Below are 25,731 nucleotides of genomic sequence, written 5' to 3'. Positions count from 1 at the left end.
CCGCCAAACAATCCGCACCGGTGAATCAGTGCGCGGGCTGGATGAACGTTCCGTTCCGCAAATCGCGAAACGCCTGTTCAAGCTCGGACCGGGTGTTCATCACGATCGGCCCATGCCATGCTACCGGCTCGTCAATGGGCGCGCCAGAGATCATCAGGAAACGCACGCCCTCGGGCCCGGCCTGGACCTTGATCTCGTCGCCAGAGCCAAAGCGCACCAGCGTCCGGTTGCCGGACATGTCACGAATGTTGACCTCTTGCCCGCGCACCTCTTTTTCCAGCAGCACGCCCGTGGGCTGTGAGGCGTCCGCAAAGGCGGCCTGGCCTTCGAACACATAGGCAAAGGCGCGGCGATACGTGTCGATGCCAAAGCTGCGGGTGATACCGGGCGGAATCGAGATATCCAGGTATTGCGGATCGGCTGCGATCCCGTCCACGGGGCCGGTGCGCCCCCAGAACGACCCAACGATGACTCGCACCTTTGTACCGTCATCATCAATGATCTCGGGGATATCGGCGCTCAGGACGTCCTGGTAACGCGGGGCGGTCATCTTCTGGTCCGCGGGCAGGTTGCCCCACAACTGGAACCCGTGCATTTGACCGCTTGGGCTGCCCTTGGGCATTTCCTGGTGCAGAATCCCCGACCCGGCGGTCATCCATTGCACATCCCCCGCACCCAGCGTTCCGGTGTTGCCCAACGAGTCGCTGTGTTCGACCGTGCCCGATAAGACATAGGTGATGGTTTCGATCCCCCTGTGCGGGTGCCAGGGGAACCCGGCCTGAAAATCCTGTGGCCGGTCGTTCCGAAAATCGTCGAACAGCAGAAATGGGTCCAGCTCTGTCGGATCCTGAAAGCCGAAAGCCCGATGCAACTTCACTCCGGCGCCTTCGATGGCGGGAACGGCCTGCCGTGTTTCTAGGGTTGGTCTGATGGACATTGTGGCCTCCTGGCGTTGTGCGTCCAATCTAGGGTCCGCGCCGAAACGGTCAATTTGCGTCTGAGCACGATCACTGTGCAGTGGTTGTCAGGGCCTGTTGTTTTCAGCCGAATAGGGGTAATGGGGGGCCGATGAATCGGGGAGATATTCATGCAGGATGAAGTGCTGGCGGTTGTCGAGGCCTCGCCGCTCAGGCGCGCCCTTGGGGTGGCGATGCTGGTCGCGATCGGGGTGATCGTGGTTTACGTGGCGATGGCGACGCCGCCTGCCCTGGGGTGGCAGTTATTTCTGCTGGTGGTGGGCGCGGGCGCGCTGTGGTTGTCCTATCGCGTGTGGACAGCCACCGCCGACAGCATCGAACTGACCCGGACATCCCTGCGCACCGGCTCTGGTCAGATGATCGCCGAGGTTGCCGAAATCGAAGCGGTCGACAGGGGTGTCTTTGCGTTCAAACCGTCAAACGGGTTTTTGGTCCGCACGCGGGCCCGAACGGGAAACGCCTGGGCGCCGGGCCTGTGGTGGCGCCTGGGGCGCAGGGTAGGGGTCGGCGGCATGACAGCCGCCGGTCAGACCAAGTTCATGTCTGAAATGTTGTCCGCCCTGCTTGCAGAGCGACAGTGACTCTCAGCAGTCGTCGGTTGCGTTGATGTTGTGATACCCGCGCGGCTGGGTGAAGATGAAATTCTCCATCGAGAATTCCTGATCGCCGAACCCGATTTTGAACGGTCGGGTATACAGGTCCAGGGTTTCAACCAGGATCATGGTGCCGTTGTCCTGCATCACCGGCAACTTGTCCTTGATGTCGCCTACGCTTGCGTCGGTCCATTCATCATAGCTTTCGCCACGTACACAGGACCACAGAACATAGTGGCGGTCATCAGCCTCGTCCCAGCGCAGGAACGACACCCGCATGGATACGTCCGAACGGTCCGAGATCATCCATTGCTGAAGATCATAGAGAGTGGTGATATAGTCCGAGTTGACCGTGCTGCTTTCGCGTGACAGGACGTCGGCCACGGCATAGGCGGCCTTGAGGTTGCGCGCGCTGTGGCGATACCCGTCGAAGAAACTGTAAGATGCCCACATCCCCCAGAAAATAAGGGGAAATATCATCACCGCTTCGATGGTGACGATACCGTCTTCCTTGCGGGAAAACTGGCGGAGAAACCCGGTGACGAGCTTGCGGAGTGGTTGATCAGATCGGTTCATGGACAAATACCGATGTTGCATGCAGTTCATATTGACCGTCGGGATCCTGCTGCGCGAGCTTGCCCAGGGTCGTGCCGAAGAAAAGCGGCGTGATCTCGACGCAGGCGCGAATGACCATCAGTTCATTCGAGGTTCCCTGTTCGAACAACTGGTCGTCCTTGCCGCGAATTTCTTCGGGCGTATCGACGCAAAAGGGGTCTTCGTACCCCGAGGCGAGCATCGGGTTTCCCACGTAAGGGTCGACGGTGACCATTTCCAGCGCGAGGTTCGCGAAACAGTCCGGAATGGCACCTGCCTTGTCGCAAATGATCTGCTTGAGCAGGGTATGTGTCCACTGGGCGTCGGCCGAGGTGTCGTATTTGTCGATCAGGTTCATACGCACGTCCTGAATGGTTTCATCCAGCGCGCGTTCCAGGTTGGCATGGTTCCAGGCAACGATGCCCATCTCGACGCCTGAATAGGTGGTCATCAGGAAAATCGGAAACCACATGACAAATTCGATTGGGGCATTGCCGGTTTCATCGCGCCGGAAACTGCGCGCTTTGGCAAGAAGTCGCGTGATCATTGGGTCAGCCTCAGGTTCCGGATGCTTGAGCCGATCGAGGCAAAAACATCGACGATCTCGGTGCCGGTCGCTTCGTAATAGGCGCCGTCGTCGCTTTTGCAGGCCTGAAGCAGGGTCTTGCCTGCGTCGGGGGCCTCGAACGCGATGGTGAAAATGATGACATTGTTGGCCTTGGCCGCATCGCACAGGGCGCGCGCACGGGTGTTCTTGGTCGACGACCCGACGCTGCTGACGGCATCGTAGTACCAGTCATAGGCAAAGGAAGAGCCCAGGTTGTCGCGATACATGTCATAAATCTTGTAGCGCGTCGTTGTCATCCAGACATCGGGCCAGGACAGTTCGGTTGCCGATCCGGCCTCGTTCCTGTCTTCATGCCTGCTGTAATCGTAGTTGCGGCACCGACCGCTGCGGTAATCCCGGCACCGATACACGCGGTAGGTGCCGTTTCCGTATGCGTGCTGCTGGCGGGTTTCACGCGCCCAATACCAGCGTCTAGAGCTGTCCCATTCGCCGATCGGCACATCTTCCCAGACGAAGTTGTTCGAATCCACGTCGAAATAAGAGTAGATCTCTTCGTCGTCATTCCACCAGATGTCGGACGATCCGGTGCGATAGCCTGGATTGACCTGGTATTGCGTCGTGTTCGCGCCGTCCGTCATCAAAACGATGACCTTCATCGCGTCGGCGCTGGCATAGGTGCTGGGGCGGGTGGCAAATTCAGCCGGGATATCTGTGCCGGCAAGGTTCGCCATCACCGGCTGAAAGCTTTCGTCAAGCAATGTCAGGCCCCATTTCAGGCCCAGCTCGATCGAAGTGTTGCCGCCGGCCTGGAAATTCTCGATCTGCGCATTCAACGTGTCCGGGTCTTTTTGCAGAACGGCAACCTCGCGGCTTTCTTCGATGTCGCAAATCTCGCTATAGACGATGTCATTGTCCGGACGTTTGTCATATTCGCCCCAATGGGTGAAATGCAGCGTGCTTTCATACGTCGCGCCCGTGTCAAAGGTCGTCGTCGAAAAGTCCGAGCTTTCAAAGTTGATGCAATTGGCAAAGCTGTTGCCACCGGTGACATTTAATTCATCGACCAGGTAATCGGGTAGTGCTACCTGGGTGGCGTAGGGCACGATGGAAATCGACAGCTTGCCGTCCTCGGTCTTGTCGACCATTTCCTGAACAAAGTTCTGGGCGGCGTCCTTGAGGTTTTCCAGCCGGTTATAGCTGTTCATCGAACCCGAAACGTCCAGCACCAACGAGATTTCCACGTCGTCAATGGCTTCTTCGGCGACGCTGGTCACTGATGTGGTGATCGAATCGACCTCCCACCACTGCATGAAATGCATGCCGATATCCATCTGGGCGGTGGCTTCGACCCGGCGGTACCCTTCGATCGTCACTTCGCTTGTGCCGCACAGATCGGGCGTGACAACAGGATCGCCAACCAGGTACTGGTCCAGCCCTTCCTTTTCCAGATAGCTGCGGACTACGACGCTGGGGCAAAGGTCCTGGTCCAGGTCGGCGGCGGCCAGCACGGCCCGGTCCAGCGAATATTGAAGCCGCGCCCGTTCGCGATCATATCGCATCACGTCGACGGCAAAACCGGCGGCGGTAAAGATGATCAGCATGAAAAACAGGGCCATGATTGTCATCAGGCCACTTTCAGACGACCAGAACGACGATGTCCTGCCGTGGCGTTTTGCCAAAGCAGCCAAGAAGCCTGATTTTGAATTCCAATCAAAATTGCGCATAACGAAATCCCTCTGCCGGCCAAACGTGGTGAAGCCAGTAATTCGCAACTTTAATAATTTAGACTTGGAACGTGGCGAGATTTGGGCGCTATCGCCACTATGCTGCTATTATTGAACGGAAATCGCGCGTAGTGGCCCGGTTTCGTCCGGATTTGTTTCTGGTCAAGGGACAATTTGATGGGTTTTTTCCCACTGCGACTCGCTGTGGCTGCGCTTAATCAGCCGTTCACAAAATGATGAAAAAAGATGCAATTGACGATTGCGACCATCGGCCAAGGGTGCGACAAAAAGTCGTGACGTATGTCGTCCAATGACGCGGAGGATTCTATGACGGTCATCAAAGAACCCAGCTTTCGGGAAAGCGTAGATCTGATGTTCAACAGGGCGGCGTCCCTGATGGACCTTCCGCCGGGGTTGGAGGAAAAGATACGGGTGTGCAACGCCACCTATACGGTACGGTTCGGTGTCCGGTTGCGCGGCCAGATGCACACGTTTACCGGCTATCGTTCGGTTCATTCCGAACATATGGAACCGGTCAAGGGCGGCATCCGCTATGCCACCGCCGTGAACCAGGACGAGGTTGAGGCGCTGGCGGCGCTGATGACCTACAAATGTGCTTTGGTCGAGGCCCCGTTTGGCGGGTCCAAGGGCGGATTGTGCATCGATCCGCGCAAATACGAAGAACATGAGCTGGAACAGATCACCCGTCGGTTCGCCTATGAACTGGCCAAGCGGGACCTGATCAACCCATCCCAGAACGTTCCGGCCCCGGACATGGGAACGGGCGAACGCGAAATGGCGTGGATGGCGGACCAATATGCGCGGATGAATACGACCGACATCAACGCGCGCGCCAGCGTGACGGGAAAACCGTTGAACGCCGGCGGAATTTCCGGGCGGGTCGAGGCGACGGGACGCGGAATTCAATACGCCCTGCGCGAGTTCTTCCGGCACCCCGAGGATGTCAAAAAGGCTGGATTGACCGGCAAGCTTGACGGCAAGCGGGTCATTGTCCAGGGGCTTGGGAATGTCGGCTATCATGCCGCGAAGTTTCTGAGCGAAGAGGATGGCTCGCGGATCGTGGGCATCATCGAATGGGACGGGGCGCTGTACGATCCCGACGGGATAGACGTCGAGGCCGTGCGCCAATGGATCATCAAGCATGGCGGCGTCAGGGACTATCCCGACGCCACGCATACCGCCGAAAGCGGTGCCGTTCTGGAAGAGGAATGCGACATCCTGATCCCGGCCGCGCTGGAAGGGGTGATCAACCTGACCAATGCCGACCGGATCAAGGCACCCTTGATCATCGAGGCGGCCAATGGCCCGGTGACGGCGGGCGCGGATGAGGTGCTGCGCAAAAAGGGGACGGTGATCATTCCCGACATGTATGCCAATGCGGGCGGTGTGACGGTTTCTTATTTCGAATGGGTCAAGAACCTCAGCCACATCCGGTTCGGCCGGATGCAACGGCGCCAGGAAGAGGCCCGGCACGAGCTTATCGTCAGCGAGTTGGAGCGGCTGGACAGGTACCTGGGCGATGCCTGGTCGATGTCGCCGGACTTCAAGGCCAAGTACCTCAAGGGCGCGGACGAGCTGGAGCTTGTGCGCTCGGGGCTCGATGACACGATGCGGATCGCCTATCAGTCCATGAGCGAGGTCTGGCATGATCGTGCCGATGTCGGTGACTTGCGGACGGCGGCCTATATCGTGGCGATCGACAGGGTTTCGAAAAGCTATCGCGCCAAGGGTCTGTAAGCGTCCCGAGACCAGGGTAACAGGAAACGGCCAGCGTATCTGCGCTGGCCGTTTTTATTGGCGCAATTAAAGGGGTCGCGGCGCGGTCCAAGGATTGGTCGCCCCCAGACAAGTTTGCGTCGAAAACGGTGGCGGTTTGCGTGGCGGGCCTTGTTACTGCTGGGACGAGTTGGTTTGATACCGGCAGTTCCGCACGGGGGTTTGAATGCGATTTTCCGGTTTGCGAGTTTTCAGGGAGGGCCTGACAGGCAACAGGGGATGGACGCCGCATTGGCGCGACCCCGCGCCGAAAGCCGAATATGACATCGTGATCATCGGCGGCGGCGGCCACGGGTTGAGCACGGCATATTACCTGGCCAAAGAGCATGGTCTGACCAATGTCGCCGTGCTGGAAAAAGGGTATATCGGCGGCGGAAATGTGGGGCGCAACACCACGATCGTGCGGGCCAATTATTTTTTGCCGGGCAATTCCGAGTTCTATTCGCATTCGCTGCGGCTGTGGGAAGGGCTGGAGGAGGACCTGAACTATAACGTCATGCATTCGCAGCGGGGCATCATCAACCTGTTTCATTCCGACGGTCAGCGGGATGCAGCGGCACGCCGGGGCAATATGATGATCAGCCAGGGCGACGATGCCATCTTGCTGGACCGGGACGGGCTGCGCGCCATGGTGCCCTATCTGAACTTTGACGATCTGCGGTTTCCGCTTTATGGCGGGCTGTATCATCCGCGTGGCGGTACCGCGCGCCATGACGCGGTTGCCTGGGGGTATGCCCGTGGGGCCGACCAGCGGGGCGTGGACCTGATCCAGAATTGCGAAGTTACCGGAATTGATATCGAAAATGGCGCGGTGCGCGGCGTGCAAACAACGCGCGGGCCAATCCGGGCCAAGAAGGTGGCGATGGTGGCCGCGGGTCGTTCGGGGCAGGTGGCGGCGATGGCCGGAATGCGGTTGCCGGTTGAAAGCCACGTCCTGCAGGCTTTTGTGACCGAGGGGCTCAAGCCCTGTATCGACCAGGTCATCACCTTTGGCATGGGGCATTTCTATATCAGCCAGTCAGACAAGGGCGGGCTGGTGTTCGGCGGGGATCTGGACTTTTATGCCTCATACGCTGCCCGCGGCAACCTGCCCACGGTTGAAAACGTGATGGAGGCAGGGATGGCCCTGATGCCGATGATCGGCAAGGCCAGGGTTTTGCGATCCTGGGGCGGGATCATGGATATGACGCCGGATGGGTCGCCGATCATTGATCACACGGGCATCGAGGGGCTGTATCTGAACTGCGGCTGGAACTACGGCGGGTTCAAGGCGGTGCCCGGTTCGGGGAATGTATTCGGTCATCTGATTGCCACGGGCGACTATCACGAAAACGCCACCGGGTTTCGCCTGGACCGGTTTCGGTCGGGTCTGGGAATTATCGATGAAGAGGGCAAGGGCTCTCAGCACAATCTGCATTGAGGGTTGCGATGTCGGGTTCGAGTATTTGTGAAAAGATGAAGCGTGGGGGCGTGTCATGAGGATTTCATGCCCGCATTGCGGGGAGCGCGACCGGCGTGAATTCTATTACCGCGGTGCGGCGGTCGATCTGGAGAGGCCGGCGCCGGATGCGGGGGAAGCGGCGTGGGATGATTTCGTCTATCTGCGTGATAACCCGGCCGGTGTCACGCGTGAGCTGTGGTATCACGAGGGCGGGTGCGGTGCGTGGATCGTTGTGACGCGGGATACGGTGACCCATGACATGCTGGGATCAGAGCTGGCGTCGGAGGTCTCGGCATGAGGGTCGGGGGCAAGGGGCTGATTGATCGCTCTGATCCGGTGTCGTTCGTTTTTGATGGCGTGACATATTCCGGCTTTCGGGGCGACACTCTGGCGTCTGCCTTGCTGGCCAATGGTGTGCGCCTGATGGGCCGGTCATTCAAATATCACCGGCCGCGCGGCGTTTTAACCGCCGGAAGCGAAGAACCGAATGCGCTGGTGACTGTTGGAACGGGTGCCGCGCAGGAACCGAATGTCCGCGCCACGATGCAGGAAATCTACCCCGGGCTGGTGGCGCGCAGCCAGAACCGCTGGCCCAGCCTTAGCCTTGATTTGATGGCGGTCAATGATCTGGCCTCGCCCTTTCTGGGGGCCGGGTTTTATTACAAGACCTTCATGTGGCCCAAGAGCTTTTGGGAGAAGCTGTACGAGCCCGTCATTCGGCGTGCGGCGGGGCTGGGCGCCTTGTCGGGTGCGGAAAATGCGGACAAGTATGAAAGTGCCTATGCCTTTTGCGATCTTCTGGTAATTGGCGCCGGGCCAGCGGGGCTGATGGCGGCATTACAGGCCGCGCGGGCCGGTGCGGATGTTATTCTGGCCGATGAAAACAGTCGTATGGGCGGGCGGCTTTTGGCCGAAAGTTTTGAGGTGGATGGCAAGCCGGGACCTGTCTGGGTCGATGCGGTGCTGGCCGAGCTTGGTGCGCTGGACAATGTGCGGCTGATGTCGCGGACAACGGTTGCGGGCGCGTATGACCAGGGAACATATGCCGCGCTGGAACGGGTTGGCCATCACTCTGGTCGCCGCACGGGTGGCGCCCCGCTGGAGACCTATTGGCGGATCGTGACGAAACGGTCCATCCTGGCGGCAGGTGCGTTGGAGCGGCCGGTGGCGTTTCGCAACAATGACCGGCCGGGGATCATGACGGCCGGTGCGGTCCGCGCCTATTTGAACAGGTGGGGTGTCAGCCCCGGGCGGAACGTGACCGTTTTTGGCAATTCAGATGACATTCACCGCACCGCGCGCGACCTGCTGGATGCGGGTATTCACGTGGCCGCAGTGATTGACAGCCGTCATGATGGCCCCTTGTCGGATGACTATCCCGTTCTGCGCGGCGCTCAGGTTTGCGACAGTTCCGGGCGCAAGGGCCTTGAGGCCATCACCGTGCGGCGCGCAAGCGGGGAAGAGCGGATACAAACGGATTGCCTGGCGATGTCCGGCGGCTGGAACCCTTCGGTTCATCTGACCTGCCACATGAATGGACGGCCAACCTGGCAGGACGAGATCGCGGCCTTTATTCCCACGCCGGGCGCGGTTCCCGGCATGATCACGGCGGGGGCGTGCAAAGGGGCGTTTTCGACAGCGGCGTGTTTGCGCGAAGGGGCGACCGCCGCCGAGGAAGCGCTGACAGATCTTGGGTTTTCTGCGCCGGAAATATCCGTTCCGCAGGCCGAAGATGCGCCATATGTCATAACGCCGCTTTGGGCGGTGCCCGGCAAAGGGCGTGCCTGGCTGGATTTCCAGAACGACGTGACGGTCAAGGATGTCAAGCAGGCCGCCACCGAGAACTTTCGGTCGGTCGAGCATATGAAACGCTATACCACGCAGGGGATGGCGACAGATCAGGGCAAGAACTCGAACGTGGCGGCGCTTGCGGTTCTGGCCGACGCAACAGGGCGCGGCATAGCTGAGACCGGGACCACGACGTTTCGGCCGCCTTATGCACCGATCGCCATCGCGGCGCTGGGCGCCGGGGCCGAGGGGCAGGGTTTCAGGCCTCAGCGGTTTACAACCTCGCACGGCGGGTCAGTTGATCGGGGTGCGCCGATGGTCGAGGCCGGGCTTTGGTATCGCCCAAGCTATTTCCCCAAGGCGGGCGAAACGACCTGGCGGCAGTCCTGTGACCGCGAGGTCACCATGGTGCGCAAGGCGGTTGGGATCTGCGATGTTTCGACCCTTGGCAAGATAGATATTCAGGGACCTGACGCGGCCAAGTTTCTGGATTTCGTTTACTGCAACGTGTTTTCGTCGCTGAAGGTCGGTCGCGTCAGGTATGGCTTGATGCTGCGCGAGGACGGGTTCGTGATGGATGACGGGACCACGGCCCGACTGGCGGATAGGCATTACCTGATGACCACGACAACCGCAGCGGCGGGGGACGTGATGAAGCACCTGGAATTCGTACATCAGGGATTGCAACCGGAACTGGATGTCTCGTTCGCTTCGGTGACGGAACACTGGGCGCAATTCGCGGTTGCGGGTCCAAAATCGCGAGAGCTGCTGAACGGCTTGCTGGACCATCCGATCGACGACGAAAGCTGGCCATTCATGGCCTGCGGACCAGTCACCGTGCTGGGCGTTCAGGGGCGATTGTTCCGTATCTCGTTCTCGGGCGAGCATGCCTATGAAATCGCGGTGCCGGCCCGTTATGGCGCCAGCCTGTTTGACATTCTGGCGGAAAAGGCCGCGGCGCTGGGCGGCGGGCTGTACGGGATGGAGGCACTGAACGTCCTGCGGATCGAAAAGGGCTTTATCACCCATGCCGAGATTCACGGGCGCACGACCGCGTATGACATCGGCATGGGGCGCATGGTTTCGCAGAAAAAGGACTGTATCGGGAAGACGATGTCGGAAAGGCCCGGCCTGGAACAGCCTGGGCGCGAACGTCTGGTCGGTCTAAAGCCCATAGGCGAAAGCCGCCAATTGCTGGCCGGGGCGCATTTGTACGACAAAGCGGCAGAGCCGGTGCGCGTGAACGATCAGGGATATGTTACATCCGTCTGCTTTTCCCCGACCCTGGGGTCGATGCTGGGCCTGGCGTTTCTGGCGGACGGGCCGGACCGGCTTGGCGAGGTCGTCAAGATGGTTGACCACCTGCGCGGTGTGACGACCCTGTGCGAGGTGGTCAACCCTGTGTTCTTTGACCCGGAAGGAGGGCGCGTTCGTGGGTGAATTGATTGCCAAGACCCCCTGTGCGGACTTGTTGCCGCTGAATGTCGGCGCGGTCGCGCTGCACGAAGTCGACGCGGGAACGATCCATTCGGTGACGCCGTTCAAGGGCCATCGGAAAGCCCTGTCGCAGGTGCTGAAATCGGCGCATGGGATGACCTGCCCGGCGGCCAACCGTGCCACGGGCAAGGCGGGTGCGCGCGCCATTTGGTTTGGCCATTCCGCGATCATGCTGGTCGGGCCGACACCGGATGCATCGCTTTTTGAACATGCGGCCATCGTCGATCAGTCCGACGCCTGGGCTGTTGTTCGGCTTGAGGGCGCAGGGGCCGAGGACGTTCTGGCGCGGCTTGTGCCTGTTGATCTGCGGCCCGCGCATTTCAAACGTGGGCATACCGCGCGCAGCCTGCTTTTTCATATGACGGCCTCGATCACGCGTGTCGGGGACACGGCGTTTCAGATCATGGTGTTCCGGTCGATGGCCGCGTCGCTGGTTCACGATTTGAAAAGGGCGATGGAAGGTGTCGCCGCACGAGGGTAAGCTTTCGGGACCTCAACTGATTCCGGAGCCACCGTATGTTTCGCCCCCTGTTTGCCCTTGTTCTGATGACGACGCCGGTTCTGGCCGCGGAAAGCAAAGAAGAAAGCTGCGGCTACCAAGCGGATGTCGTCCGCGCCATTCAGCAGGCGCGGCTGGATCGGGTAAAACAGGCGGATGTCGCCAGCACCATCGCATCGTCAAACCCGACCTGGCCCGCCAATTACAGCCAGGCCATTCCTCAGCTGACGTCCTGGGTCTATGATCAAAAGCGTAAAGACCTGCGCAAGAAAGACCTGGGCGAAATCCTGTACCAGCAATGCGTCGACAACTGGGACCAGATACAGGCTTTGAAAAACGATCTGAAAAACTAAAATGTCATTGCCGCCCGGATTCCTTGATGAACTGCGTACCCGGCTAAGCCTGTCCCAGGTCGTCGGGCGCAAGGTCATGTGGGACCAGCGCAAGTCCAATCAGGGCAAGGGCGACATGTGGGCGCCATGCCCGTTTCACCATGAAAAAACGGCGTCTTTTCATGTAGATGACCAAAAGGGATTTTATTACTGCTTTGGCTGTCACGCCAAAGGGGACGCGATCAGTTTCGTGAAGGAAACCGAAAATGTCTCGTTCATCGAAGCGGTCGAGATTCTGGCGCGTGAAGCCGGGATGCCGATGCCAGCACGCGACCCGAAGGCGCAGGAAAAACAGGACCGCCGCGCGCAACTGGCCGAGGTGATGGAGCAGGCGGTTCAGTTTTTCCGCCTGCAACTCAAGACAGGGGCAGGGGCAAGCGCCCGAGAATACCTGACCCGTCGCGGGTTGGATGAGCCTGCGTTGGATCGGTGGGAAATCGGATTTGCCCCGGACGGCTGGCAGGCGTTGTGGGATCATCTGCGCGGCAAGAACGTGGCCGAAGACCTGATTCTGGGGGCCGGATTGGCCAAGCCCTCGAACAAGGGCAAGAAACCTTATGACACGTTCCGCAACCGCATCATGTACCCAATCCGCGATCCGCGTGGTCGGTGTATTGCGTTCGGCGGTCGGGCGATGGACCCCAATGACAACGCCAAATACCTGAACTCACCCGAGACCGAGTTGTTCGACAAGGGCCGCAGCCTGTACAACCATGGCCCCGCTCGCCAAGCGGCGGGCAAGGGGCAGCCCCTGATCGTGGCCGAAGGGTATATGGACGTGATTGCGCTGGCCGAGGCGGGGTTCGGGGCCTCGGTCGCTCCGTTGGGCACGGCGATTACCGAACACCAGTTGCAGTTGCTGTGGCGCATTTCGGACGAGCCGATCATCGCACTGGATGGTGATACGGCCGGGCTGCGCGCGGCGATGCGGGCGGTTGATCTGGCCTTGCCTTTGCTTGAGGCGGGGAAATCCCTGCGGTTCGCCCTGATGCCCGAAGGGAAAGACCCCGATGATCTGCTGCGCGCCGACGGTCCCAAGGCGGTGCAAACCGTTCTGGAAGCTGCAATTCCCATGGTCAAACTGCTGTGGCAGCGCGAGACTGAGGGCAAGGTCTTTGACAGCCCCGAACGCAAGGCCGCGTTGGACAAAGCGCTGCGCGAAAAGATCAAACTGATCCGCGATCCGTCGATCCGGTCGCATTATGGGCAGGAAATCAAGGACCTGCGCTGGCAATTGTTCCGGCCGCAGCGCCAGACGCAAAATCGGCAATGGCAGCCGCGCGGCAAATGGCAGCCACCGGCGCAACCAGCCTCGCCCGGTGCGCGCGCCTCGTTTTTGGCGTCGTCCGAAAATGCCGATATCCGACTGCGCGAAGCGGCAATCCTGGCCATCGCCATTTTGAACCCCAAGGTGGTGGTGCAGTTCGAACATCAGTTGGAAGAGATGGAGTGTCACGACCCCGACCATGCCGCGCTGCGGAACGCCGTTCTGCGCCATGCAATCGACGACCCCGACAATCTTGGGGACCATATTGTTGAAACTTTGGGGCCTGAGCCTCTTGAAAACCTGCTGGCCCTTCGCCATGTCGCAGTGATCCCCTGCGTGCATAATCCGGGCGAAGTTGAAAAGGCCGAAATGACGCTGGCCGAGGAACTCGCGAAAATCAAAGCGCTCCGGGGGTTGGATGCCGAGATTGCCGAAGCGGCCGAGGAGCTTTCCGAACTGGCCGACGAGGCGTTGACATACCGGCTGGCGCAGGCCGCCGAAGAGCGCAACCGCACGAGCCGCAGCCAGAACGAGGACAAGGCCGTTTTCGACATCGCCGACAACGGCGCGCGAATCAACCGCGACGAGAAAGACGCCTTTGAGGCGATTATGTCCGGCATCAATTTCGAGAGGAAACGCCGATAAGTGGTGTTTTCGTAAGGCACTGGAAAAGAAAAACGGGTAAACGGGTGGCCGAATCACTTCTACGCGCTAATGATTCGGGTCAAACGAATCACCCATCCCTGCAGGAGCATTGAATGGCCGCCAAGGATACGAACGAAGACCGCAAATCCGACGAGCAGGAACAGGAAATCTCGCTGGACATGAGCCAGGCCCAGGTCAAGAAGATGATCGCCGAGGCCCGCGAGAAAGGTTACATCACCTACGATCAGCTGAACCAGGTTCTGCCGCCCGATCAGGTCAGTTCTGAACAGATCGAAGATGTGATGTCGATGCTGTCCGAAATGGGCATCAACATCATCGAAGACGAAGAAGCCGAAGAAGAAGAAAACAAGGGATCGACCGAGCTGGTCTCGACCGAAGGCCCGCGCGAGGTCGCGTTGGCCGGGGCGTCGACCGAGAAACTTGACCGCACAGATGACCCGGTGCGCATGTACCTGCGCGAAATGGGAAGTGTCGAACTGCTGAGCCGCGAGGGCGAGATTGCCATCGCCAAGCGGATCGAGGCAGGCCGGAACACGATGATCGCCGGGCTGTGCGAAAGCCCGCTGACCTTCCAGGCGATTACCATCTGGCATGACGAACTTCTGTCCGAAGACATTCTGTTGCGCGACGTGATCGACCTTGAGGCGACGTTTGGCAACCAGATGGACGAAGACGGCGACGTCGAAGAGCCGGTGGTCGATACGTCCGCGGTCAAGGCCGCCAAACCTGAAAAGGACACCGGCCCGGAACTGGATGCTGACGGCAACCCGATTGCCAGCGACGATGATGATGACGAGGACGATCAGGCCAACATGTCCCTTGCCGCGATGGAAGCGGCGCTCAAGGATCAGGTTCTGACGACGCTGGAACGCATTTCGACCGATTTCTCGATGCTGTCGGAAATGCAGGACAGCCGGATTTCCGCCACCTTGAACGAAGACGGGTCGTTCAGCGACAAGGATGAGGCGACCTATCAGAAACTGCGCGCCGAAATCGTAGAGCTGGTGAACGGTCTTCACCTGCACAACAACCGCATCGAAGCGCTGATCGACCAGCTTTACGGCATCAACCGACGTATCATGTCGCTGGACAGTGCGATGGTGAAACTGGCCGATCAGGCGCGCATCAACCGGCGCGAATTCATCGACGCCTATCGCGGCCGTGAACTGGACCCCAACTGGCTGACCGAAATGGCGGAAAAGCCGGGCCGGGGCTGGCAGATGTTCATCGAGCGTTCGACCGACAAGGTCGAAGAGCTGCGCAACGACATGGCACAGGTCGGGCAATATATCGGTCTGGATATCCCCGAATTCCGCCGCATCGTTCAGCAGGTTCAAAAGGGCGAGAAAGAAGCCCGCCAGGCCAAGAAGGAAATGGTCGAAGCCAACCTGCGTCTGGTGATCTCAATCGCCAAGAAATACACGAACCGCGGCTTGCAATTCCTTGATCTTATTCAAGAAGGAAACATCGGCCTGATGAAGGCGGTGGACAAGTTCGAATATCGCCGCGGCTATAAGTTCTCGACCTATGCGACCTGGTGGATCCGTCAGGCGATCACGCGTTCGATCGCGGATCAGGCGCGTACGATCCGTATTCCGGTTCACATGATCGAAACGATCAACAAGCTGGTCCGGACCGGTCGTCAGATGCTGCACGAAATCGGCCGCGAACCGACGCCCGAGGAATTGGCTGAAAAGCTGCAAATGCCGCTCGAAAAAGTTCGCAAGGTGATGAAAATCGCCAAAGAGCCGATCAGCCTTGAGACGCCAATCGGCGACGAGGAAGACAGCCAACTGGGCGATTTCATCGAGGACAAGAATGCCGTGCTGCCACTGGACAGCGCCATTCAGGAAAACCTCAAGGAAACGACCACGCGGGTTCTGGCCTCGCTCACCCCGCGCGAGGAACGGGTTCTGCGGATGCGGTTCGGCATCGGCATGAACACCGACCACACTCTGGAGGAAGTGGGCCAACAGTTCAGCGTGACCCGCGAACGTATTCGCCAGATCGAAGCAAAGGCGCTGCGCAAGCTGAAACACCCAAGCAGATCCCGCAAGCTGCGGTCCTTCCTGGATCAGTGATTTCAAAGGCGTCCTCTGCGGGCTATCCCATGCGGTAAATGTTGATACCAGACGGCTCCGATGCACATGTGACGGAGCCGCTTCCCTTGAAGAGAATGCTGCCATTAGCCGCGTGGGCAGCGATGTTCCGGTTTGAGCCCATTTTGACCGATGCTGCACTGTGACTGAACGTCCGTTCCCACTGATAAGAGCATGTAAGCAACGTACGGTGTGGTTTCACCCGGTTAACTGGATTCCGTGAAAATGTCCCCCGTTCATTCGGATGCGGCGTGGTTCATGGAAACGAAGTTTCCTCAATTTCTAAGGTCAGGCGGAAGCGGCGGCTTTGTGTTGTCGAACCGCACGCAAGGGGTGGTTGCACGCCCGCTATCGCGCAAAGCAGATATCCCCGGCCTTGCGGCTTTGCAGCAGCAATTTGCCACCAATCTGGATTTTGCCAATCAGATCAATGCTGACCTCCTGTTGCGGTTCACGCGCGAGGGGTTTGATGCGCCTCTTTCCGTCGCCGACTTGGAGGATGTTTCCGGCGACAAGGCCGCCGCGATTCAGGCGTGGTCGGAGCGGGTGGAGACGATCTGGGCCGATCATGGCGAGCGTCCAAGCCGCTTCAACTCCGTCCGTCGTGCGATGGAAGAGAACCTGATCACGTCATTTTCCGGGCTGATCAATGAACGCAGACAACGCGCCCTTGGGATTGATCAGTACATCTGGCGGTCCCGTGACGACGGCAAAGTGCGCCTGATTTCGTAGCGGCTCAGGTCGCCCATGGTCGCGGTGTGGATGCAGGTGTCTGGGAAGCCATCAAGGACACGCTGACCGACATTTGGCAAACGCTGACCGAGATTCCCGAGAACCTCGTGTGGGTAACTCGACTGGGCGTACTGTCGGCGCGCGAACGGTTTGGAACGCTTTCGGACGAAGAACAGGCCGAACTGGACGAAATGAGCCAAGCGGTTGAAGACCGTATCGAAGAGATTGAGGCATTTTGGCGTGATTTCCCGGAAACGGCGAAAGCGTTCTCGGAATATGCCTACGCTGTTGAGACCCGCCCCGGCATGGTGATGGACGAGTATGCCCAGTGCCGTGCGACCTTGGATCAGGTGGAAGAGGCCGCGCGGGAACGGGCTTATCTGAATACGTTGATCGCATTGAACGTGGCCCCTGCGGGATTGGCCGCGAAGTTGTTGCGCCGCAGAGGGCGAAGCGGTGATACGAGTGATCCCGACCGTTTGCGTGACGAACTATTGGACGAGGCTGAAAACGCCCGTCGTCTGCCATCCGATCCTGACTGGGATGCTATCGACAACCCCGGCATCCGCTGGGGAGGTCCGATCAAAGAACAAGGCGGACCATGGGAGGATCATCTTGAACGACTGGGCGATTTGGGAGAGCGTACACCTGACAATTTTAAGACGTTCGACTTCTTCGACGACGATCAAGGCCTTGCCACAAGCGCAAAGACACTGGACACACGCGCGCCGGGATATGTGGACCGGCCCAGCCGTATCTACGGGGCATTGAAGCGATACATTGATCAGATCGACGGCTTTGACGGGTCCAATCTCAATGCCTTCCCATTGCGTCCAGACCAAATCGACCTCAAACGCCTTGAACTCGCCATTCCAAATGACACAACACCTGAACAGTTTACTCAAATTCAACGGGCGATAGACTACGCTGAGAGTTTGGGGATCGACGTAGAAGTGAGCCGTATCCGATGAAAAAAGTCCTGACCACGGAAGAATGGATCGCGAAACGGCGTGCGGAAGCGGCTGAGCGGAAAAAGCACTCCAAGCCTCCTAGGGAGTCCAAGGACGCAATCATTAATGCGCATCGGGCTTTCACCAAGATTGTCTCATTTGCGGTCTATCGACGGGGATGCCCCGATCCCAAGGGGTACAATGAATACCTCGCGCCAAACATGAATGCAGAAGACATCGGGCGTGAAGCGCGTGCGGCGCTCATGGCGAGCCGTTTCATAACGCCCGATCACCCGGAATGGGAGTCAATCATGCGGTTTCCGACAAAAGAGGAAATCAAGGCGTTGGATGAAGCCGAGAAGGCGCGCGCGGGTGTCAAGACCCTGAAAGCGCTGTACAACGGCGCAGGGAGCGTGACGCTGACTTTGCAGGACGCAAAGATCAGGCTCAAGCCATGGCGCTATCGCGGGCGTTCCAGTTGGGAGGGCATTCGCGGCAATGAAGATACGGTCTTGCCGGAAGACGTGTCGGATGAAACGTTTGGCAAGGCCATTCTGCAGGCGTTGGAGGTGAGCCGTTCAGCATAGGTTCTGAAAGGGAGACGCCAGGTGAAGCAGACCTTGGCGCAACCGCAGCGAATTAACACTTAGTCCGCAGAGCGGTCCTTGCTTATAGCTGAGCCAACGCCTGCTCTTATTTTGTTATATCGCACCCGAAGAAATCTTCGGGTGCGAATGGCAATAAAACTCCCACAGACCAAGGGGTGTTCCAGCGCCGTTTCAACATTTACCGCATGGGCTTGCCCCTGCGGGGCGCCTTTTTCTTTCCTGTGCGGGCCATTCGCGCGGATTGGCAAAATCTGAAAATCAATTGGCACGATCTCGCAAGGCGCGCGGGGGCGGGTTGGCTATTTCTAGTTGGTCCACTCATGGGACGGGTCGGGGCGAGGTGGCAACACTGATGACCCCCGGCTTCCCCGAGGTTCAGTGGCTGATAGGGTGTTCGACGCGTTTGCGAAATGCGCTGGGTGCCTGACCCGTCCACCGCTTGAACGCCGTCGAAAACGCGGCCTGATCCGCATATCCCAGCGCATAAGAGATTTCAGTCAGAACCAGCCCGTTCTTGATGAAGGTCTGTGCCAGGTCGCATCGCAGGTCTTCGACGATTTCGCGATAACTGGTGCCTTCTTCCCTGAGGCGGCGCGCAAAGGTGCGCGCGCTCAGGCCAAGGTGTTCGGCGGCCTTGTCTGCCGGAATGATCGTGCCGGGCAGGGATTGCGTGATCAGCCCTTCGACCTTTGCGCGCAGCTTCTGCTGGTTTGACGGCGTCTGCGCCAGCAGGTGTTCACCGTGTTCCAGCAGATGTTGCCGCAATGCGGGGTCATAGGTGGGAACGCTTTGCTCCAGCGCAGAAAGCGTCAGGATAATCTCGGGCTTTTCGGCCCCGAATATGACGGGAAACCCGCCAAGCTTGGAAAACGCGGCCTCGTGCCTGCCGACGGTGTGCGGAAACCGCATCTGGATCGGGGTGATTTTCACCTGCGTCAGCGCCCGCATGCGCGCAATTGCGGCGAACAACAGAAACTCTGTCCGCCGATGGTAACGGGAAAACCGCGGGTCTTTCCACTCGGCCTCAAGCGCGGCGTGGTTGCCCGAAACACGAAGTGAAAACGCAAGCGCCGGGTCGATGAACCGGTGAAAACGGGCCGTGTTTTCCATGACCTGTTTCAGATCGCGCGAGTATTTGCTGATATAGGCGGTCAGGCTGGATGCCGATACGAATTGCAGCCCGGCTTGGGCTCCGAAGGTAATATCATCCAGCGCATCACACGCATGCCGCACAAACAGCGCCTCGCTATGGGCGCTATAGGTCGTGGCAGGCGGGGCTATGGCGCTCTTGCTCAGGTTGCTGTCTTTCAGAACCTGTTCCGCCACCGCAGAGCTTCCGGCCCGGCGTTCCAATGCTTTGGTCAGCAAGTGAATTCTGCCGATATCAACTTCCATGATGAAATAACCGCAACCAATTCCGAACCGGTCCAATATGTTCGACACTCGGTGATTTGCAAATACCCAAACCCGCCAACCCTTCGGGGGCCGCCGGGTCTTGGGACCGGTGGGATTGGCGCAAACTCACAAGCCTTTGTCAACTGCGGGCAAGAAACGGGCAGGGACAGACCCCAGATGGATTGCAGTGCCGGGTCAAAACCTTGTTGGGGATGGGGCCGAGCCGGGTCCGGTCGCCCGAACCGGACCAAGGCTCCCCGGCACGCTTTTCTTTTCCAAGCCCGGCCCGAATGTGCCGCAGGTCGGGTATCTGGGGAAACTGTTGCCAAAAGTGATTGTTTTGTGATGTTCGCGCCCCGCGTTTTGCGCGATACTGGGGCAGGAACCGCATGTCTGAAGGAAAGACCCTGTAGATGAAACAGTTTGCGACGCTCGCGCTGGCCGCCTTTGTGGCGCTGGGTGTGTCTGGCCCATCTGGTGCAGCCCCCAACGGGTACCGGACCGAACCCATCAATGGCACCGATTTCGAGGTTATTCCCCGCGCGCGCAAGGATGTTGACGGCTATTGGTGCGCCGCAGCCGATTTCGCCCGGCGCAAGCTGGGTGCCGGCTGGCATCAGAAAATCTATGTGCTGCGCGGATACGGGCCCAGCGTCACGACGGGGCGGCGAACGGCGGTTCAGTTTTCGCTCAAGCCGCCGCCGGACGGGGCGGTTCCACAGCGCAACAGTTTTGTGTCGTTCGGGTTCACGCCGGGCGACAGCATGTCTGTTCAGGGGGCCAACGGGCGCTGCAGCGTGCGGATATTGTTCAATTGACGCCGAAACGCCCGGTTCCGCCGATGCAAACCACGTTCACGATCCAAACAACCGGGGCAGGGCTGTATGAATTCACGGCCGATATCCGCAATTGGTTGTTGTCGGGTGCGGGAACCGGGCTGTTGACCCTGTTTGTCAGGCACACGTCCTGTTCCCTGTTGGTGCAGGAAAATGCAGACCCCGAGGTTCAGGACGATTTGCAGGCCTTCTTTTCCCGGCTGGTGCCGCCGTCCGATCATCCGTCGATGGCCTATCTCAGGCACACCTATGAAGGCCCCGACGACATGCCCGCGCATATCAAGGCGGCGATCATGCCGGTTTCGCTGTCCATACCGGTCGCAGATGGCCAGCCCGTGTTGGGGACGTGGCAGGGGATCTATCTGTTTGAACATCGCCGCGCCCCGCATTCCAGGCAGGTCGTGGCACATTTCGCCTGACCCTTTATCTAGGGGTCGCAATTTCCGACTACCCAAATCCTAGCGGCTCGCCTATAGTTGTGGATAAGTCAGCCGTAGTGCTTACAAAAAGAGGCGGAACAAGGGACGAGGAGACGGCGGATGCGCTGCCCGTTTTGCGGAAATATCGATACTCAGGTGAAAGATTCACGCCCGGCAGAGGATCACGTCGCGATCCGCAGGCGCCGGTTCTGCCCGGCCTGTGGTGGCCGGTTCACGACGTATGAACGGGTACAACTGCGCGATCTGGTCGTCATCAAGACCAATGGCAAGCGCGAGGATTTTGACCGCGACAAGCTGGAGCGGTCCATCCGCATTTCGATGCAGAAACGACCCATCGAACCGGACCGGATCGACCAGATGATCTCGGGGATTGTGCGGCGTCTGGAAAGCATGGGCGAAACAGATATCCCGTCCAGCAAAATCGGCGAGATCGTCATGGAGGCGCTGGCGCGGATTGATACCGTGGCCTATGTTCGCTTTGCGAGTGTCTACAAGAATTTCCAGGCGGCCGATGACTTTGAAGAGTTTGTTCACGAACTGCGCCCGCCGCAGCCTTCGACGGACGAGTGACCGAAACTGACAAGCGATATATGGCGCTGGCCCTGGCATTGGGGCGGCGCGGACGGGGCCAGTGCTGGCCCAACCCGGCAGTCGGCTGTGTCGTCGTGCAGGGCGGCAGGGTCGTGGGCCGGGGGTGGACACAGCCCGGCGGGCGGCCCCATGCCGAGACCGAAGCCCTGAAACAGGCAGGCGATGCTGCGCGCGGGGCCACGGCCTATGTGTCGCTTGAACCCTGCGCGCATCATGGCAAGACACCGCCCTGCGCCCAGGCGTTGATTGATGCCGGGGTTGCGCGCGTCGTTTCGGCGATCGAAGACAGCGATCCGCGGGTTGCAGGGCAGGGATTTGCCATGTTGCGTAACGCGGGGATAGATGTCGAAACCGGCGTTCTGGCCGAACAGGCGGCGCGTGACCATGCCGGGTTCTTCCTGAAAAACGAACAGGGCCGGCCATTCGTCACCCTGAAACTGGCCAGCAGTTTCGATGGGCGGATCGCCACGGCGTCGCGCCACAGCAAATGGATCACCGGCCCGCAGGCGCGGCGGGCGGTTCACGCCATGCGCGCCGAACATGACGCCGTTCTGGTGGGCGCGGGAACGGCGCGCGCTGACGATCCGGCGCTGACGGTTCGGGATCTTGGGATTGCGCGGCAACCGGTCCGTGTGGTGGTTTCGCGCCACCTTGAGCTGCCATTGCTGGGACAACTGGCCCGAACGGCAAAAGACACCCCGGTTTGGCTGTGCCACGGGCCGTCACCGGATGCCGAGCGTGCCCGCGCGTGGGAAGGCGTCGGCGCGCGGCTGATCCCCTGCGCCCTGCAGGGACATCACATCGACCCGACCGATCTTTTGTCTCAGCTGGGGCAGGCCGGGTTGACGCGGGTGTTTTGCGAAGGCGGGTCGGCGCTGGCCGCGTCGCTTTTGGCGGATGATCTGGTTGATGAATTGGTCGGGTTCACGGCCGGGTTGGCCATCGGTGCGGAAGGCTTGCCCGCGCTTGGCGCGCTGGGGTTGGAAACCCTTGAGGCCGCGCCCCGGTTCGCGCTTGTCGAAACCCGTCCGGTCGGACCGGATATTCTGCATCGTTGGGCGCGCCCTGCGCGTTGATCCGGGGCCTCACCGCCACAGATGCGCATAGGTGGACAACGCACCCTGCAGCTTGGACAGAACGCGATTCAGCGATCCGGTGGGTGCCGATATCCCTTCTGCCAGCCGGTCCGCGACCACTTCGACAGGGCAGGGCAGGCCTGTAACCGGGTCCAAATAGCGCGGGTAATCAATCAGCGTTGCGTGGACCAGACCGGCCAGGGACGGCGTCGCCCCGCGTCTTGCGGGAACGGTGCCAAGATCCGTCGTCAGCCCCCAACCTGCATAGAAGGGTGCGCCCAAGGTTGTGACCTTTACCCCGCGGATCAGGGCTTCGAACCCGATCAGCGAGGTCATGGTCCAGACCTCGTCCACATGGGCCAAAAGGGCGGCGGGATCGACATCCGTGACAATGGCATCTGCCAGGTCCTGGGCGTCGATCCGACCATCGCGCAGCCCCGCTTGGACATCGGGATGGGGTTTGTAGATCAAGATCGCGTTCGGGTTTGCCTGCCGCACCGATTGCAGCAGTTCAAGGTTGGTACGGACGGTGCTGGTGCCCAGCAGGATCGACGCGTCGTCTTCGACCTGGCCGGGCACCAGTATCTTATGCCCCTTCGGCAGGGACGGCACGGCCCCGCCAGTGTTGTACTTGCTGAGCCCCAGGGATGTCAGCCGCGCGATAAGCTGCTCGGCCCGCCGGTCCTGATCGGGGCGCAAAACCTCGCGCTTGGCAATCAGGGCCTCAAGCCGCGACGGGCGGGTCGGGTCATAATAGATGCCCACGTCATCTGCGACCAGGGACAGGGGCAGCACCAGCTGCGCGCCCAACCCGCGCGAACGCAGGAACCCGTCTTCGACCCGTACCACGTCATCGGCATCCTGGTTTTGGCTGGCCCACACCAGATGCGGCCGGTCCGTGCGGGCCGCCGGGCCGGACACGAACCGGACCTTGTGAACCCGGCCAAACATGGCTTGCAGGTGGCGGCGTTTCCACAGCCGCATCCCGGATGCGTTCCACCCGTGCCGATCCTGGCGCCAGCTGCGGACCTGTGCTTCGAGCGTGTCGAGAACCGTTTCCAGTTCACACAGCCGGTCGTGGTACGGATCGTACCATTTCGGATAAAGCAGCATCGCCGCGGCAAACAGCTGGGCCCGCGTCAGGTTGCGTCGACGATTGGGCAAGGGGGTTTCGTCCTGCGTCAATCCCCATCCGGCATAGAAAGGCTGCCCAAAAACGCGGGGCTTGTGACCGGCCAGGATGGCCTCGAACCCCATCTGCGAGGAAAGCGTGTAGACGCCAACCGCCCCTTCCAGCAAGGCCCAGGGGCTGATCGGGTCGGACAGGATGGACACGCGGTCGGACAGGTCATCATCCGAATAATATCCGTCGCGATGCCCGGCGCGTGTCTCGGGGTGGGCCTTGATGATGACGCGCGCACCGGGGTTTTCCTCTTGCGCCATGACCAGCATTTCGCGGAACAGCGCCGGATCGCCCTGGCTGGCGCTGACCGCCGCGTCGCCCTGGGTCTGGTCGATGACCAGAACATAGCCCGGCTCGGGCGGGGCGATTTCGGGATCAACCGCGGAATACTTGCTTAGATGCAGGTCCTTGAGGCGCGCGATGGCGCCGCGCGCCCGATCCAGCAAGGCGGTGTCGTCCAGCGGGTGCGCGGCAAGCAGTGCCTCAAGATCAGACGGCGTCGAGGCGTCGAAATGAACGCCCTTCCGGTCCAGCAGCAACCCCAGCGGGGGTTCGCCGCTGCGCCCCGGATGCAGCGACCGCAGGAACGCATCTTCGACACGCAAGATAGGCTGGGTTCGGGCCTTGGCGACGCGCAGCCCGCGATGTGCGGTGGGGCTGTTGCCCCAGATGCCGACTATGTCGTCCGGACCGGGCAGGCCCAGCCTGATGTCATATCCCGACAGCGCCAGGATGCGGCGGATACGGGCATTGGTCAGAAAGCCGGCATTGTACACAAAAAGCCGAGAGCGTTCGCTCTCGGCCGAGGTTTCCGGTTCAGGAAACATGCATCAGTTACCGGTCAGCGTCGCGACATTGGCAAAGGGTGTCAGGCCACCGGCGATCAGCGAAACGGATTTCGACCATTGTGCATAAGGCGCTTCGGTGACGTAGATCGTGTCGTCGTCGCGAATGACGAAATCGCGGGCGACGAACAGCCCGTTGGGCGCGGTCAGGTTCAGAAGGTAGATCATGCGTGGCTCGCCCTGGATATCAGCGCGGCCCATGACATTGCGGGCAATGTCCTGACGTTCGTTGCGCAAAACAAAAATGCCGGTCGGGTCCGAGGACAGCGATTGCAATCCACCGACCTGGGCCAGGGCTTCCAGCGCGGACAGGTCCTGACTGTCGAAAGCCACCCGCGACTGACCACCCGTCGCGCCCAGGGCGATATAGGACCGGCTGTCCTCTTCGACCAGAATACGGTCACCGCCCCGCAGCGAGATATCGGTTTCGGGATTGCGGAACAGATCCTCGTACCAGACCGTTCCCCGTTGATTGCCGCGGATAACGGTGACAAGGGCAATATCGGTGGACACCGCGACGCCACCGGCCTTTGCCAGCATGGTGGACAGGGTCCGCGTCGGGCGTTCGATCGGATAGATGCCCGGCAGGCCGATCTTGCCGGTCAAAGATACGGTTGACCCGTCGCCCGCGACGCGGCGAACCTGCACCTGCGGGTCCGGCGTCTGTTCCTGCAACTTGGTGGAAATCAACGCACGCAACTGTTCGGGCGTATTTCCGGCTGCGCGAAGGCGTCCGGCATAAGGGACAAAGATATAGCCATCGCTATCCACCTGAACCTCGTCCAGAACCGTGGCGGCCCCGGTTTCCGTGGTCAGCAAACCGTCATCGACGTTTTCCCACACAGTCAGGCCAAGCACGTCGCCGGGGCGAATCGTATCTGCGGTCAGGTTTTCGGCGCTGCGGAACGCGGACGAGAACCCGAATTGCGGCACAGTGGACGTCGCTTTGGCAACGCGGTCGTCGACTTCGACCACAAAGGCGTTGCCGCCGTTTTCGACTGACCCGGCCAGGATCTCGGTCTTGTTCGGGCCGGTTTTCGGCAACTGGCATGCCGCCAGCAGGCCAAATGTGGCCACAAGGGCGACCCCCCGTATCCATCGGATTGGAAAACGCTGCACTGCCTGTATCCTCGAGCTTTTTTATTCTGCCTTGTGCGGCAGGTTAGCCGTTTC

General features: G+C 60.1%; 23 protein-coding genes. 16 read left to right on the top strand and 7 right to left on the bottom strand.

What is annotated here, in order from left to right:
- Window positions 1-25: 25 nt before the first annotated feature.
- On the bottom strand, window positions 26-937 hold the full coding sequence (locus ACXAG8_RS05260) for a pirin family protein (protein WP_475222703.1): 912 nt from the start codon (window positions 935-937) through the stop codon (window positions 26-28).
- 150 nt (window positions 938-1,087) lie between these two features.
- Between ACXAG8_RS05260 and ACXAG8_RS05255 the strand changes: the two genes are divergently transcribed.
- Window positions 1,088-1,558, top strand: a complete 471-nt coding sequence (locus ACXAG8_RS05255) for a hypothetical protein (RefSeq protein WP_475222701.1) — start codon at window positions 1,088-1,090, stop codon at window positions 1,556-1,558.
- A gap of 3 nt (window positions 1,559-1,561) precedes the next feature.
- On the opposite strand, the gene ACXAG8_RS05250 is transcribed toward ACXAG8_RS05255, so the two are convergent.
- From ACXAG8_RS05250 to ACXAG8_RS05240, 3 genes are read right to left on the bottom strand one after another with little or no spacing between them, the layout of a single operon-like run.
- Window positions 1,562-2,146: a TadE/TadG family type IV pilus assembly protein gene (locus ACXAG8_RS05250; RefSeq protein ID WP_475222700.1), complete on the bottom strand. Its 585-nt coding sequence runs from the start codon at window positions 2,144-2,146 to the stop codon at window positions 1,562-1,564.
- On the bottom strand, window positions 2,133-2,711 hold the full coding sequence (locus ACXAG8_RS05245) for a TadE/TadG family type IV pilus assembly protein (protein ID WP_475222699.1): 579 nt from the start codon (window positions 2,709-2,711) through the stop codon (window positions 2,133-2,135). The genes ACXAG8_RS05250 and ACXAG8_RS05245 overlap by 14 nt, the downstream gene beginning before the upstream one ends.
- The gene (locus ACXAG8_RS05240) at window positions 2,708-4,357 is read right to left on the bottom strand and encodes a pilus assembly protein TadG-related protein (protein WP_475222698.1); all 1,650 of its coding nucleotides are present in this window, start codon (window positions 4,355-4,357) and stop codon (window positions 2,708-2,710) included. Before ACXAG8_RS05240 ends, ACXAG8_RS05245 begins: the two co-directional genes overlap by 4 nt.
- A gap of 426 nt (window positions 4,358-4,783) precedes the next feature.
- Between ACXAG8_RS05240 and ACXAG8_RS05235 the strand changes: the two genes are divergently transcribed.
- The 11 genes from ACXAG8_RS05235 (at window position 4,784) to ACXAG8_RS05185 (ending at window position 18,171) form a co-directional block, all read left to right on the top strand.
- Window positions 4,784-6,214, top strand: a complete 1,431-nt coding sequence (locus ACXAG8_RS05235; protein ID WP_475222697.1) for a Glu/Leu/Phe/Val family dehydrogenase — start codon at window positions 4,784-4,786, stop codon at window positions 6,212-6,214.
- 205 nt (window positions 6,215-6,419) lie between these two features.
- Window positions 6,420-7,673 (top strand): sarcosine oxidase subunit beta family protein, encoded by a 1,254-nt coding sequence (locus tag ACXAG8_RS05230; protein ID WP_475222696.1) that lies wholly within the window; start codon window positions 6,420-6,422, stop codon window positions 7,671-7,673.
- A 55-nt stretch (window positions 7,674-7,728) separates the two neighbouring features.
- Window positions 7,729-7,992 (top strand): sarcosine oxidase subunit delta, encoded by a 264-nt coding sequence (locus tag ACXAG8_RS05225; protein ID WP_475222695.1) that lies wholly within the window; start codon window positions 7,729-7,731, stop codon window positions 7,990-7,992.
- The gene (locus ACXAG8_RS05220) at window positions 7,989-10,922 is read left to right on the top strand and encodes a sarcosine oxidase subunit alpha family protein (protein ID WP_475222693.1); all 2,934 of its coding nucleotides are present in this window, start codon (window positions 7,989-7,991) and stop codon (window positions 10,920-10,922) included. Before ACXAG8_RS05225 ends, ACXAG8_RS05220 begins: the two co-directional genes overlap by 4 nt.
- Window positions 10,915-11,460: a sarcosine oxidase subunit gamma gene (locus ACXAG8_RS05215; RefSeq protein ID WP_475222692.1), complete on the top strand. Its 546-nt coding sequence runs from the start codon at window positions 10,915-10,917 to the stop codon at window positions 11,458-11,460. The genes ACXAG8_RS05220 and ACXAG8_RS05215 overlap by 8 nt, the downstream gene beginning before the upstream one ends.
- 35 nt (window positions 11,461-11,495) lie before the next feature.
- Window positions 11,496-11,831 (top strand): hypothetical protein, encoded by a 336-nt coding sequence (locus tag ACXAG8_RS05210; RefSeq protein ID WP_475222691.1) that lies wholly within the window; start codon window positions 11,496-11,498, stop codon window positions 11,829-11,831.
- A 1-nt stretch (window position 11,832) separates the two neighbouring features.
- Window positions 11,833-13,782 carry a DNA primase gene (dnaG, locus tag ACXAG8_RS05205; protein WP_475222690.1) on the top strand — a complete coding sequence of 650 codons (1,950 nt, stop codon included), beginning with the start codon at window positions 11,833-11,835 and terminating at the stop codon, window positions 13,780-13,782.
- Between the two features lie 113 nt (window positions 13,783-13,895).
- A complete protein-coding gene (gene rpoD / locus ACXAG8_RS05200) occupies window positions 13,896-15,884 on the top strand; it encodes an RNA polymerase sigma factor RpoD (RefSeq protein WP_475222689.1) in 1,989 nt (662 codons plus the stop codon).
- 276 nt (window positions 15,885-16,160) lie between these two features.
- Window positions 16,161-16,634, top strand: a complete 474-nt coding sequence (locus tag ACXAG8_RS05195; protein WP_475222688.1) for a hypothetical protein — start codon at window positions 16,161-16,163, stop codon at window positions 16,632-16,634.
- A 26-nt stretch (window positions 16,635-16,660) separates the two neighbouring features.
- Window positions 16,661-17,605 carry an endonuclease toxin domain-containing protein gene (locus ACXAG8_RS05190; protein ID WP_475222687.1) on the top strand — a complete coding sequence of 315 codons (945 nt, stop codon included), beginning with the start codon at window positions 16,661-16,663 and terminating at the stop codon, window positions 17,603-17,605.
- Window positions 17,602-18,171, top strand: coding sequence for a contact-dependent growth inhibition system immunity protein (locus ACXAG8_RS05185; protein ID WP_475222686.1), 570 nt, complete (start codon window positions 17,602-17,604; stop codon window positions 18,169-18,171). Before ACXAG8_RS05190 ends, ACXAG8_RS05185 begins: the two co-directional genes overlap by 4 nt.
- Window positions 18,172-18,567: 396 nt before the next feature.
- Here the strand turns inward: ACXAG8_RS05185 and ACXAG8_RS05180 are convergent, their stop codons facing one another.
- Window positions 18,568-19,587 (bottom strand): helix-turn-helix domain-containing protein, encoded by a 1,020-nt coding sequence (locus ACXAG8_RS05180; RefSeq protein WP_475222685.1) that lies wholly within the window; start codon window positions 19,585-19,587, stop codon window positions 18,568-18,570.
- Window positions 19,588-20,000: 413 nt separating this feature from the next.
- On the opposite strand from ACXAG8_RS05180, the gene ACXAG8_RS05175 reads away from it, so the two are divergent.
- The 4 genes from ACXAG8_RS05175 to ribD all read left to right on the top strand — a co-directional run bounded on the left by ACXAG8_RS05175 (window position 20,001) and on the right by ribD (window position 22,530).
- Window positions 20,001-20,405 carry a hypothetical protein gene (locus tag ACXAG8_RS05175; protein ID WP_475222684.1) on the top strand — a complete coding sequence of 135 codons (405 nt, stop codon included), beginning with the start codon at window positions 20,001-20,003 and terminating at the stop codon, window positions 20,403-20,405.
- Between the two features lie 23 nt (window positions 20,406-20,428).
- Entirely contained in the window at window positions 20,429-20,842 is a 414-nt protein-coding gene (locus ACXAG8_RS05170; RefSeq protein ID WP_475222683.1) for a secondary thiamine-phosphate synthase enzyme YjbQ, read from the top strand.
- 120 nt (window positions 20,843-20,962) lie between these two features.
- Complete coding sequence (gene nrdR, locus ACXAG8_RS05165; RefSeq protein ID WP_170324479.1) at window positions 20,963-21,433, top strand: transcriptional regulator NrdR; 471 nt, start codon at window positions 20,963-20,965, stop codon at window positions 21,431-21,433.
- Window positions 21,430-22,530, top strand: coding sequence for a bifunctional diaminohydroxyphosphoribosylaminopyrimidine deaminase/5-amino-6-(5-phosphoribosylamino)uracil reductase RibD (gene ribD / locus ACXAG8_RS05160; protein WP_475222682.1), 1,101 nt, complete (start codon window positions 21,430-21,432; stop codon window positions 22,528-22,530). Before nrdR ends, ribD begins: the two co-directional genes overlap by 4 nt.
- A gap of 9 nt (window positions 22,531-22,539) precedes the next feature.
- On the opposite strand, the gene ACXAG8_RS05155 is transcribed toward ribD, so the two are convergent.
- Together ACXAG8_RS05155 and ACXAG8_RS05150 are read right to left on the bottom strand one after the other, a co-directional pair.
- A complete protein-coding gene (locus ACXAG8_RS05155) occupies window positions 22,540-24,540 on the bottom strand; it encodes a capsular polysaccharide biosynthesis protein (protein ID WP_475222681.1) in 2,001 nt (666 codons plus the stop codon).
- Window positions 24,541-24,543: 3 nt separating this feature from the next.
- Window positions 24,544-25,677: a polysaccharide biosynthesis/export family protein gene (locus ACXAG8_RS05150; RefSeq protein WP_475222680.1), complete on the bottom strand. Its 1,134-nt coding sequence runs from the start codon at window positions 25,675-25,677 to the stop codon at window positions 24,544-24,546.
- Window positions 25,678-25,731: the final 54 nt, after the last annotated feature.

The organism is Ruegeria sp. ABD4_443 (assembly GCF_056160865.1).
This window is presented reverse-complemented; position numbering and strand designations above follow the sequence as displayed.